Below are 11,896 nucleotides of genomic sequence, written 5' to 3'. Positions count from 1 at the left end.
ATTCTGCGTCTGCTCGGCCAGTCTGCTCGGCAGCTAGAGGTCATTGCCCGCATAGGACAGGTTGAAGCTCTTGTTGGCAAGCGGAAAGTCCGGGACGATCGTGTCGGCCATGGCGACCGGCAACGCGGGCCAGTTGAACCAGGAAGGGTCGACGATCTTGCATCGGGTGATGCGCCCCGACTCGTCGACTTCCACCCGGTGTACGACCGTGCCGCGCCAGCCTTCGACGATGCCCACCCCGGAGTTGCCGGGTGTCGCCGTCAGTGACGCGTTGGATCGCAACGAGCCGCGGTGATCCTCGATCAGGGTGCACGCCAGCGCGACCGATGCGGCGAATTCGTCACGCCGAATTGTGTAGCGGGCCAGTACGTCACCGCCGCTGCCGGGTACCGCGGTGACCGGCAGTGTGGTGGTCGGGTGATCGAGGCGCGAATCGGTGGCGATGCCGCTGGCCCGAGCGACATACCCGAGACAACCGACGGTATGCGCGTCGTCACGCGTCAGCACAGCGGTATCGGCAAACCGGTCATAGACCACCGTGTTGCGCAGTGTCAGGTCGCTGATTTCGGCGACCTCGTGTGCCAGCGCACGCAATTCGTCAGGTTCGGGAAGCTCTTGCAGCACCACGCCGCCGGGGCGGATCGCGCCACGCAGCAGGCGATGTCCGGTCACCCGCCGGTTGATCCGCAGCAGCCGTTCGCGAACGCGCTGGGCATGGGCGTTGGCCAGCGCAAAGCCGACGTCGTTGGCCAGCGCACCCAGATCGGTGGCGTGGTTGTAGAGCCGTTCCAGTTCAACAAGCAGGGCCCGCAGCCGGTGCACATGTTCGGGCGCGGTCAATCCCAAGGCCTCCTCGACGGCCAGGCTGTACGCCAGGGAATGGGCAGCCGCGCTGTCACCGCTGATCCGCTCGGCAAGTTCGACCGACCCCATGGCGCCGAGCGCGTTTCGTCCCTCGAAGAGTTTCTCGATACCGCGGTGGACGAACCACAATCGAGCCTTGAGCCGCAACACCGATTCGCCGATGACGGAGAACCGGAAATGCCCGGGCTCGATCAGGCCGGCGTGCACCGGCCCGACCGGTATTTCGTAAACGCCCGGCCCGTCGACGGTCAGGAACGGGAACCGGCCGGCATTCGGAAACGGTGGCGGCTGACCGGCGTTACGGCGCATCGGATACCACTCCTGGGGCCAATGCCCATGCCGCACCAGCCGCCGCGGTTGCGGATGCCCTTGTGGCACAACCCCGTACAAGTCCATCATCTCCCGCTCGAAACGACCCGCGGGAATCGACAGATGCCCCAGGGACGGAACCGACGGAGTCGCCGCGTCGGTGGTCAAGGTTAGCTCCACGCGGCGGTCCGGCTGTCCCGCCAGCAGCAGGTAGACGATCCTCAGGGTCTCGCCGTCGTCATGCGCGGCAACCAGGGCCAGACGATAGCCGGCCGCCAGCAACTCGCTCACCGACCTGGCGAGTTCATCACCGGATACCTTTCGCCGCACCATGTTTCGCTCCATCAACCCGCCCCGAACTGGCCGGCGGCCGCATTGAACAACCCGGCGAGCGGGCCCGCCGTAGCACCCAGCGCGACCGACGCGATGACGCCGGTCGTCACTGCGGCCGCCACCGTGGCGGGCACGGCGATCCGCGGAGCTCCGGCGCTCGGCACCCCGAGCAGGATCCGCTGCGCGTTGCCCGCCACAGCGGCGAAAGCCACCACCATCAACACCAGCGCGACGCCGAGTACCCAGGAAAGCCCGGCACTGGCGAGCGATCGAGCGATCGCCACCTCGCTGGCGAACATGGCGAAAGGCGGCAACCCGAGCAAGGCAATGACGCCGACGGCGAACGACCACCCGACCAACCGGGACCGCGACAGCACCGCGGTGATCTCGCCGATCGCCGTAGAGTCGTGCGCGGCCTGCAACTGTCCCCCGGCCAGGAACAGCACCGTCTTGCCGATGCCGTGCGCAAGCACATGCAGCAGCAAAGCCGCGATCGCCAGCTTGGTGCCCGCGGCCGCCGCGATCGCGATCAACCCCATGTTCTCCATCGACGAGTATGCCAGCATACGCTTGAGATCCGTTGTGACAGTGAGCAATAACGCTGCGATAAGGACCGTCGCGAGGCCGGCCGTCAGGAGTCCGGAGCGCAGGAAGCCCGGCCCCACCGCCGCGTCGATGATCGGCCGCAGCCGGATCAGCACCGAAAAAGCCACCGAGAGCAACACCCCACTCATCAGCGCCGACACCGGTGCCGGCGCCTGGCTGTGCGCGTCGGCCAGCCATCCGTGAAACGGAACCAGCCCGACTTTGGCGCCATATCCGATCAGCAGCAGCCCGCCGGCCAGCCGGGTAACGGCCGGGTCGAGGTGGGCGGCGTGCGCAGTCAAGACATCGAGATCCAGCGCCGTCGCGCCGACGGCGCCGGCGTGCCGGGCCGCGAAATACAACATGGCGGTACCGAGAAACGCCACGGCGATACCGACCGAGCAGATCACCACGTACTTCCAGGTGGCCTCCAAGGCGGTGCGGGTACGACGGTGTCCGACCAGAAAGGCCGTGATCACGGTGGTGGCTTCCACCGCGACCCAGATCACGCCAATATTGTTGGCGCACACGGCGACCGCCATCGCCGACAGGAACGCCGGCGTCAGCGCACCGTACCGCCGCGCGTCACGGAGGTCGGTGTGATCGTCCTCGAGTTCTGAGTCGAGGTATCCGATGCTTGCCCAGGTGGCCAAGCTGCCGACCACGCCGATGACGATGAGCATGGTCACCGACAGCGCATCGACGCGCAGCATCCCCGCCAGCAGGACACGCGGTCGGGCTGCGGTCTGGACACCAAGCGCCACGCCCGAGGCGAGCACGGCCACCGCGGACAACACGGTCAGTGTCGCCGTCCACCGGCGCCAGCCGCCGGCCATCGCGACGACGGCCGCGATCAGCGGCGCGAGTATCGGCACCAGCATCAGAACGGTCATCAGTCTCGCAATCTCTGCAGCCGGTCCAGATCGGTGCCGCCGAACATCCGGCGCAGTCGTCCGGTCAACACGCCGAGCACGATCAACGCGAACAGCACATCCAGTGAGGCGCCCAATTCGACGATCAGCGGCACCCCGGCGGTCAGCAAAAATGTGGTAGCCGCAATCCCGTTGTCCAGCATGAGAAATCCGGCGGCCTGCGAGATGGCGTGCCGTCGGGTCACCATCACGAACAAGGCGATCAACACCACCGCCAGGCCTGCCGGGGCGGCGCTGACCGCCGCATCGGGGTCCAGTGCCACCAACGGTCGAGTGACTGCCAGCGCGACCACCGTCAGGCCCGCCGCAATCAGTAGCGACGCAGTGGTGTTGATCAGCGGAGTCGCCTCGCGCGGCGCATCTTCGGCGCCCAGCGCGTGGGCAAGTAGCGCCGGCAGCACCGCCCCGCGCAGCACGAGCAGCGCGACCCCGACCCCGACCGGCTCCCAGTCATGGGAGTGGCCGCCGACGATGATCGGAATCGCTGCCAGTGCGACGCCCTGGGCCGCCAGCAGCCGCACGATGGAGCGCAGGTCACGCCGCCATACGAGCAGCACCGCGGTCAGTATCAGCCCACCCGGCGCGAGTTCCAGCACGCCCGCATAGTTGAGCTCCGTCATGCCGTCACGCCTGGGCCGTAAAGAAGTTGGCCGATGTCACGGCCAACAGGGCCAACAGGAACGAGCCGGCGAGCAGCTCGGGCACCCGGAATAGTCGTAGCTTGGCGATGAAGACCTCCGCGCCGGCCAGGACGACCGCGGCCACGGCGACCTTGATGGCGACCGCCGCGACGCCTATCCCCACACCGACCAAGCTCGGCCTGTCACCCGCGATTCCCCACGGGAAAAAAAGGTTGGCCAGCAGGGCCAGCAGCACGGTGAGGCGCATGCCGCTGGCCCACTCGACCAGCGCAAGCTTGGGTCCCGCGTATTCGAGCACCATCGCCTCGTGCACCATGGTCAGTTCCAGGTGGGTGGCGGGATTGTCCACCGGGAGGCGTCCGGTTTCGGCGATGACGACGATCACCAGGGCCACGAACGCCAGAATTCCGGCCAGCGACACCATTTCCGCGGGATTCTCGAGGCTGAACGCGACGACCGCGCCGAGGTTGGCCGACCCGGCGGGGATGGACAGCGCGAAGACGGCAAGCAGAATGGTCGGTTCCACCAGGGCCGCGATCGTGATCTCCCGGCTGGCGCCCATACCGCCGAACGAGGTACCGGTGTCGATTCCCGCCAACGTCAATGCGACGGTGCCGAGGAACAACAGGCCCACGACCACGAACAGATCAGCGACCGAGTCCAGCGGTGAACCGGTCGCGGCCAGCGGCGCAATCGCAGCTATCAGCAATGTGGTGGCCGCGACCACCACCGGTGCCGCCGCGAACACCAGTGTGGTGCCGTCCGGGGTGACCTGCTGCTTGCGCAACTGCTTACGCAGATCCCGCCAGGGCTGCAAAACACCTGCACCGCAACGCCCCTCGGATCGGGCCCGGACTTGCCGCATCAATCCCACGACCAGTGGTGCGCCGGTCATGACCGCACCGATCTGCGCTGCGCCGGCAACCGCGGAAAGAACATTCATCGCGCAACCACCAAGATGATCAGGACTCCCAGCGCTCCGTAGCCGAGGTAGAGGTGCACGCTTCCGTTGTGCGCGCACCGAATGGCTTGTGCGCTCCAGGCGACGGCCCGCAGGACCGGCATGTAGACGTGATCCTCGATGGCGTCGGCCAACTCGGCACGGTAGGCGATCTTTTCCACGTGATAGCGGGTGTGCTCCAGATGAGTCACCTCGATGCCGGTGTCGGGCCGCAACACGTCGTCGAAGACCCGCTGCAGTGGCTGGGCGAACGACGTCGCCGTGTATTCCATGCGGGAACTGAGTTCGTCGGCGCCGCAGGCCCACAACGGCGACCTCACGGAGTCCGGGCGGTGACGCGACCCCCAGCGGGCCAGGGCCAGCACAACCAAGACGGCGAGGACCAGGGCCACGGCCAGCGGGCCGGGCGCGATCGAGGCGTCAATACCCGGCAGCCGCAGCATCGGACCCAGGCCGGTGAGATCGGCGTGCCGGGATGAAGGCAGGGTGTCGAGCACCGACTGCAGGGTCTCGGCGATGATGAACGGCAGCACCCCAACCACCACACAGCCGACCGCGGCGACTGCCATGCCGGCGAGCATGCTGGCCGGCGCCTCGCGCGCGTGAGCCGCGGCCTCCGAACGCGGTCGCGCCAAAAATCCGGTGCCGAACGCCTTCACCATCGCGGCCACACCCAAACCGGTGGTCAGGGCCACCGCGCCGACGCCCAGCGGAGTCACCAGCCCCACGACGGTGTTGTGCTCGGGACGTGCGTGGATCAACGACTGCACCAGCAGCCATTCACTGACGAACCCGGCGCCCAACGGCAGCCCCGAGGCACCCAATGCGGCGATGCCGAAAAATACTGCGGTGTAAGGCATTTTCCGGGCCAGACCGCCCAGCTTGTCGAGGTCACGCAGTCCTGTTGTCAGCAGCACCGACCCGGCCGCCAAGAACCCGAGACTTTTGAATGCGGCGTGGGCGACCAGGTGCAACAGCGCCGCTGTCATCGCGATCATGGCCGCCGCAGCGGCCCCGGCCGCCGACAGCAGCATGGCCGCCCCGAGCGCAAGGGTGACCAGTCCCATGTTTTCGATCGTCGAAAACCCAAGCAGGCGTTTGAGATCTGCGGCTACCGAGGCCTGCAGCACCCCGTACAACGCGGTGACAGCGCCGACCGCCAGCAGGGCCACGCCCCACCACCTGGGGCCGGGCCCCAACACCTGCACATCGACGCGGATCAGACCGTAGATGCCGAGGTTGACCATGGCGGCGCTCATCAATGCCGATGCGGGGCTGGGCGCTTCCGGGTGCGCTCTCGGCAGCCAGGCATGCAGCGGCAGCAGGCCGGCTTTGGAACCGAAGCCCACCAGCGTCAGCAAGAATACGGTAGTGCGTACTCCGTCCGGGATCTCGGCCATGTCGGCGAACCGATCCGTTCCGGCCGCCGCCGTCAGCACCATCAAAGCCAGCAGGATCGCGGCGAAGCCCAACTGGGTCATCACCGCGTAGTACATTGCGGCGCAGCGAACTTCGCTACGGCGATGATTCGTAAGCAGCAGGACGAGCGAACTGAGCGCCATCAATTCCCACGCCAGGAGGAAGGTGGTCACCGAGCCGGCGGCCGGAACGAGCAGCATCGCACCGACGAAAACGGGAAGCGTCGTGAGCGCGACGGCGCCGGCCCGTTCCAGGCGTGCGTATCCGATGCTGTAAACGCCGACGACGACGGCTACCGCACCGGTCAGCGCCATAAAGAACGCGCCCAACCGGCTCAGATCCAGGTCGACGCCGATCATCGGCACCAGCCACTCGACCCGCGCTCGTGGCAGCGCACCGAACACGCCGTTGAGCCCCAACGCAATTCCCAATATACCGAGACCCGTCGTTACGGCGCCCGCGGCTAAGGCACCTATTGTGTTGCGGCGCAACGTAACCGAGTGTTCGGGCGGCGCGTCCGCGAAAGTCGCGGTCACCTGCGCGTCACCGACCGCAGGGCCATGACCACCTGGTCGGGCGAGGGTGGACATCCCGGGATCTCGACGTCGACCGGGATGACCTCACCGACGGAACCGACCACGCCGTACGCGTCGCCGAACACACCGCGGTTGAGTGCGCAGTCACCGCAGGCGATGACCAGGCGCGGCGCGGGCGTCGCCGCGAGGGTGTTCCGCAGCGGCTGGGCCATATTCCGCGTCACCACCCCGGTGACGAGCAGCGCATCGGCATGCCGCGGCGAAGCCACCAACCGGGCGCCGAACCGCTCGGCGTCATAGACCGGTCCGAATGCCCCCGAGATTTCCACCTCGCAGCCGTTGCACGAGCCCGCGTCGACATGGCGCACCTGAAGGGAGCCGCGCACCCCGGCTGGCGGGCCGACGGTCGGCTCAGGCGCCGGTCCCGTGTTTTCGGCCACGCGGCCGAGTCGCATGATTCTGCCGATCCAACCCATGCCCGGACCTACTTCCGGTCCGCCGCCGGGCCGCCCGCTCGCAGGTCTTCGAGCATTGCCACTTGGCCGCTGAGCATCCCGGTCAACACCCGGCGGGCCACGGCCATCAGTTCAGCGATCAGCGGTGAGGTGATCGAGTAGATGACCGTGTTGCCGTCCTTGCGTGCCGTCACCACCCCCGTCCGGCGCAGCACGCCCAGCTGCTGAGAAAGGTTGGACGACTCCAGACCCACTTCGAGCAACAGCTCCGCCACGGTGTGGTCTCGTTCGGAAAGCAGTTCCAAAATCCTGACCCGAGCCGGATGTCCCAGCGTCTTGAAGAACTCGGCTTTCAACTTGTAGAGCGGCTCCGACACCTGACCTCACATCGATAGTTCTGCAATTCATATATGCGTCAATTTAACAATTGAAAACTTTATCAACTATTGGGCAGCACCGCAGTGTTGCCTCGGCCTCGCCCGCCGAGCAGACGCAGAATCGCATCGAAATCACTGATTTCGTGCGATTCCGCGTCTGCTCGCCAGCACCTAGTCCGGCGGAATCTCGACGCGGCGCAGCACGCCGTCGAGCGCGTCGGCGGCTTCGATCTCACCGCGGGTCACACCCAGCAGAAACAGCACCGTGTCCAGGTAGGGGTGGCTCAACGAGGCGTCGGCCACCTCCCGCAGCGCCGGCTTGGCGTTGAACGCAATGCCCAGCCCGGCGGCGGCCAGCATGTCGATGTCGTTGGCGCCGTCGCCGACGGCGACGGTCTGCTCCATCGGCACCCCAAACTGCTCGGCGAAGTCGCGAAGTGCCGTGGCCTTGCCCGGACGATCGACGATGGGGCCGACCACCCGCCCGGTGAGTATCCCGTCGACGATCTCCAGCTCGTTGGCCGCCATGAAGTCCAGGTTCAGCTCCCTGGCCAGTGGCTCGATGATCCGCCGGAAACCGCCGGAGACCACGCCACAGCGAAAACCCAACCGCTGCAACGTGCGCAACGTGGTCCGCGCACCGGGCATCAGCTGCAGCTGCGCGCCGACGTCGTCGATCACCGACGCCGGCAATCCTGCCAACGTGGCCACCCGCTGGTGCAGCGACTGTGCGAAATCCAACTCGCCGCGCATGGCGGCCTCGGTGATAGCCGCCACCGCTCCCTCGGCACCGGCGCGGGCCGCCAGCATCTCGATGACCTCGCCTTGGACCAGCGTGGAATCGACGTCGAAAACGATGAGCCGCTTGGTGCGCCAGGCCAGCCCGTAGTCCTCGACCGCCACGTCGACGCCCTCTTCGGCGGCCACCCTCGTCAGGGCACTCTGCAGCGGACCATAGGCTCCGGGCGGCACCGAGACCCGCAACTCCAGCCCGGTGACCGGATAGTCGGAGATGCCGCGGATGAAGTCGATGTTGACGCCCAGTGCGGCCACTTCCCGGGCCACCGCGCCGAACGCCCCGGCGGTAACCGGGCGGCCCAGCACGAAGATCACGTGGGTTGACGGTTCCCGGATGATCGGCACGTCATCGCTGCGCTCGACCGTCACGTCCAGGCCTACCCGGTGAATGGCGGCTTCGACGTCACCGCGCAACGCCGCATTGTCGGCGACTTCCGGTGCGCAGGAAACCAGGACGCCCAGGGTGAGCCGGCCGCGGATCACCACCTGTTCGACGTTGAGCAGCTCAACACCGTGCTTGGCCAACACCTCGAAGAGCGCAGATGTCACACCGGGCTGATCGTGGCCGGTGACCGTGATCAGCACCGACACTTTGGGCGACGTGATCACCCGTCGCGGCCGCCGGTGCCGCGCATCAGGACCGGACGCTGACGTCGTCTGTTCTGGTGACGTCGCCGTCCGCCGGGCCGTGGGCGCGTCCGACATGCGCTTCGGCCCGAAGCCGTTCCACCATGTGCGGGTAGTGCAACTCGAACGCCGGACGCTCGGAGCGGATACGGGGCAGTTCGGTGAAGTTGTGCCGCGGTGGCGGGCAGCTGGTCGCCCACTCCAACGAGTTGCCGTATCCCCATGGGTCGTCGACGGTGACTACCTCGCCGTATCGCCAGCTCCTGAAGACGTTCCAGACGAACGGGAACATCGACGCGCCCAGGATGAAAGCCCCGATCGTCGAAACGATGTTCAGGCTGGTAAACCCGTCGGTGGACAGGTAGTCGGCGTAACGGCGGGGCATGCCCATGTCACCGAGCCAGTGCTGCACCAGAAATGTGGTGTGGAACCCGATGAACGTCAACCAGAAGTGCAACTTGCCCAGCCGCTCGTCGAGTAGCCGGCCCGTCATCTTCGGGAACCAGAAGTAGATACCGGCGAAGGTGGAGAACACGATGGTGCCGAACAGCACGTAGTGGAAGTGCGCGACTACAAAATAGGTGTCGCTGACGTGGAAGTCCAGCGGCGGGCTGGCCAGCAGCACTCCCGTCAGACCGCCGGCCAGGAAGGTGACCGCGAAGCCCACGGAGAACAGCATCGGCGTCTCGAAGGTCAGCTGCCCCTTCCACATGGTGCCGATCCAGTTGAAGAACTTGATCCCGGTCGGCACCGCGATCAGGTACGTCATGAAGGAGAAGAACGGCAGCAGCACGGCCCCGGTGACGAACATGTGATGCGCCCACACGGCCACCGACAATCCCGCGATCGACAGCGTCGCGTAGATCAGCGTGGTGTAGCCGAAGATCGGTTTGCGGGAAAACACCGGGAAGATTTCGCTCACGATCCCGAAGAACGGCAGCGCGATGATGTACACCTCGGGGTGGCCGAAGAACCAGAACAGATGCTGCCACAACATGACTCCGCCGTTAGCCGCGTCGTAGACATGCGCCCCCAGGTGACGGTCGGCGGCCAGCCCGAACAGCGCCGCGGTGAGCAGCGGGAACACGATCAGCACCAAGATGGACGTCACCAGGATGTTCCAGGTGAAGATCGGCATCCGGAACATCGTCATCCCCGGTGCACGCATGCAGACCACCGTGGTGATCATGTTGACCGCACCCAGGATGGTGCCCAGACCGGCTACCCCCAAGCCCAGGATCCACAGGTCGCCGCCGGCGCCGGGTGAGTGGACGGCGTCACTCAACGGGGTGTAGGCGGTCCAGCCGAAGTCGGCCGCCCCGCCGGGTGTGATGAATCCGGCCATCGCGATCGTGGCGCCGAACACGAACAACCAGAACGAAAGGGCGTTCAGCCGCGGGAATGCCACGTCGGGCGCGCCGATCTGCAGCGGCAGCACCAGGTTGGCGAAGCCGAACACGATCGGCGTGGCATAGAACAGCAACATGATCGTGCCGTGCATGGTGAACAGCTGGTTGAATTGCTCGTTGGACAGGAACTGCAGACCGGGCACCGCCAACTCGGTACGCATCAGCAGCGCCAGCAGACCGCCGATGAAGAAGAAGACGAAGCACGCGACGCAGTACATGATGCCGATCAACTTATGATCGGTGGTGGTTACCAGCTTGTAGACCAGGTTCCCTTTGGGGCCGGTCCGAGCCGGATATGGACGGATGGCCTCGAGTTGTCCCAAGGGCGGCGCTTCGGCAGTCAACTGCTCCTCCAAGAATCCCGGCGCGGATAGGGTCTCAATACCTCACTTTGACAGGAATCTTAGCCCGCCACCGCGCCGTCGGCAGGCCTGGTCCTACAAACTGTCGTAATCGGTGTCCGGGTGCATCGGAGGCGCTTGGACAGACCCCTCCCGACTGGCCGGGTGTTAACGTCGGACGCGTGCAATTCGGCGGGGTGCGAGGGGGTCTGGCCGCTGCATCATTGGCGGCGCTGGTTGCGACGTGCACCGGTTGCGGCGCCGATCAGGCCCCCACCGCAGCGTCGCGATCGATGGTCACACCCACGACCCAGATCGCGGGCGCCGGGGTGCTGGGAAACGCTCGAAAACCCGACGAATCGTGTGCACGGGAAGCGGCCGCAACCGATCCCGGGCCGCCGACCCGGCAGGCCCACAACGCTGCCGGCGTGAACCCGGACGTGGCCCAGGTTCCCGCCGAGCCGCAGCGCATCGTGGTGCTCTCCGGCGACCAGCTCGACGCGCTGTGTGCGCTGGGACTGCAATCCCGGGTGGTGGGTGCCGCGTTGCCGGACGGCTCCTCGAGCCAGCCGTCCTATTTGGGCAAGACGGTGCACGACCTGCCCGGCGTGGGCACCCGCAATTCCCCGGATCTGCGAGCTGTCGCCGCGGCCCGGCCGGACCTGATTTTGGGCTCGGTGGCGGTGACGCCGAACTTGTACCCGCAGCTGGCAGCCATCGCCCCGACCGTGTTCACGGCAGCGCCGGGCGCCGCCTGGGAGGACAACCTGCGCGGCGTCGGGGCTGCCACGGCCCGCAGCGCGGCGGTGGAGGCGCTGCTCAGTGCATTCACCCAGCGGGCCCGGGAGGTCGGGGCCAAGCATGATGCGACTCACTTCCAGGCGTCGATTGTCCAGCTAACCGCCAGCACGATGCGGGTATACGGCGCCCGCAACTTTCCGGCCAGCGTGCTGAGCGCGGTCGGCGTGGACCGGCCGGCGGCGCAACGGTTCACCGACAAGGCTTACCTCGAGATCGGCACCACCGATGCCGACCTGGCCAGGGGGACGGACTTCTCCGCTGCCGACGCCGACATCGTCTACGTCTCGTGTGCGTCGCCGAAGGCCACCGAACGCGCGTGGACCATCCTCGACAGTGACTCCTGGCGCAAGCTGTCCGCCAATCGCGACAACCGGGTCTTCGTCGTCGACGACGAGATATGGCAGACGGGCGAGGGCCTGGTGGCAGCCCGTGGCATCGTCGACGACCTGCGCTGGATCAACGCCCCGATCAACTGAAGCTTCTCACCCGCTGGACGTGATCGCCGTCA

10 protein-coding genes are annotated in these 11,896 nt (G+C 66.6%); 1 reads left to right on the top strand and 9 read right to left on the bottom strand.

Annotated elements, in window-relative coordinates; translation table 11 throughout:
* Positions 1–33: 33 nt before the first annotated feature.
* The 9 genes from MKAN_RS22185 to ctaD all read right to left on the bottom strand — a co-directional run bounded on the left by MKAN_RS22185 (position 34) and on the right by ctaD (position 10,590).
* Positions 34–1,506 carry a hydrogenase large subunit gene (locus MKAN_RS22185; RefSeq protein WP_371877785.1) on the bottom strand — a complete coding sequence of 491 codons (1,473 nt, stop codon included), beginning with the start codon at positions 1,504–1,506 and terminating at the stop codon, positions 34–36.
* Positions 1,507–1,517: 11 nt separating this feature from the next.
* A complete protein-coding gene (locus MKAN_RS22180) occupies positions 1,518–2,984 on the bottom strand; it encodes a proton-conducting transporter transmembrane domain-containing protein (RefSeq protein ID WP_023372117.1) in 1,467 nt (488 codons plus the stop codon).
* Positions 2,984–3,643, bottom strand: a complete 660-nt coding sequence (locus MKAN_RS22175) for a hypothetical protein (protein ID WP_023372116.1) — start codon at positions 3,641–3,643, stop codon at positions 2,984–2,986. The genes MKAN_RS22180 and MKAN_RS22175 overlap by 1 nt, the downstream gene beginning before the upstream one ends.
* Before the next feature lie 4 nt (positions 3,644–3,647).
* On the bottom strand, positions 3,648–4,607 hold the full coding sequence (locus tag MKAN_RS22170) for a respiratory chain complex I subunit 1 family protein (RefSeq protein WP_023372115.1): 960 nt from the start codon (positions 4,605–4,607) through the stop codon (positions 3,648–3,650).
* On the bottom strand, positions 4,604–6,580 hold the full coding sequence (locus MKAN_RS22165; protein ID WP_023372114.1) for a proton-conducting transporter transmembrane domain-containing protein: 1,977 nt from the start codon (positions 6,578–6,580) through the stop codon (positions 4,604–4,606). The genes MKAN_RS22170 and MKAN_RS22165 overlap by 4 nt, the downstream gene beginning before the upstream one ends.
* Positions 6,577–7,056, bottom strand: a complete 480-nt coding sequence (locus tag MKAN_RS22160) for an NADH-quinone oxidoreductase subunit B family protein (protein ID WP_023372113.1) — start codon at positions 7,054–7,056, stop codon at positions 6,577–6,579. The genes MKAN_RS22165 and MKAN_RS22160 overlap by 4 nt, the downstream gene beginning before the upstream one ends.
* Positions 7,057–7,064: 8 nt before the next feature.
* A complete protein-coding gene (locus tag MKAN_RS22155; protein ID WP_023372112.1) occupies positions 7,065–7,412 on the bottom strand; it encodes an ArsR/SmtB family transcription factor in 348 nt (115 codons plus the stop codon).
* Positions 7,413–7,583: 171 nt separating this feature from the next.
* On the bottom strand, positions 7,584–8,819 hold the full coding sequence (gene serB / locus MKAN_RS22150; RefSeq protein ID WP_023372111.1) for a phosphoserine phosphatase SerB: 1,236 nt from the start codon (positions 8,817–8,819) through the stop codon (positions 7,584–7,586).
* A 25-nt stretch (positions 8,820–8,844) separates the two neighbouring features.
* Positions 8,845–10,590 carry an aa3-type cytochrome oxidase subunit I gene (gene ctaD, locus MKAN_RS22145; protein ID WP_036391883.1) on the bottom strand — a complete coding sequence of 582 codons (1,746 nt, stop codon included), beginning with the start codon at positions 10,588–10,590 and terminating at the stop codon, positions 8,845–8,847.
* Positions 10,591–10,769: 179 nt separating this feature from the next.
* On the opposite strand from ctaD, the gene MKAN_RS22140 reads away from it, so the two are divergent.
* Positions 10,770–11,864, top strand: a complete 1,095-nt coding sequence (locus tag MKAN_RS22140; protein ID WP_023372109.1) for an iron-siderophore ABC transporter substrate-binding protein — start codon at positions 10,770–10,772, stop codon at positions 11,862–11,864.
* Positions 11,865–11,896 lie beyond the last annotated feature (32 nt).

Origin of the sequence: Mycobacterium kansasii ATCC 12478 (genome assembly GCF_000157895.3) — a bacterium.
Taxonomy (GTDB): Bacteria; Actinomycetota; Actinomycetes; order Mycobacteriales; family Mycobacteriaceae; genus Mycobacterium; species Mycobacterium kansasii.
Note: the sequence above shows the minus strand (reverse complement) of the source record. Positions and strands in the feature narration are given on the sequence as shown.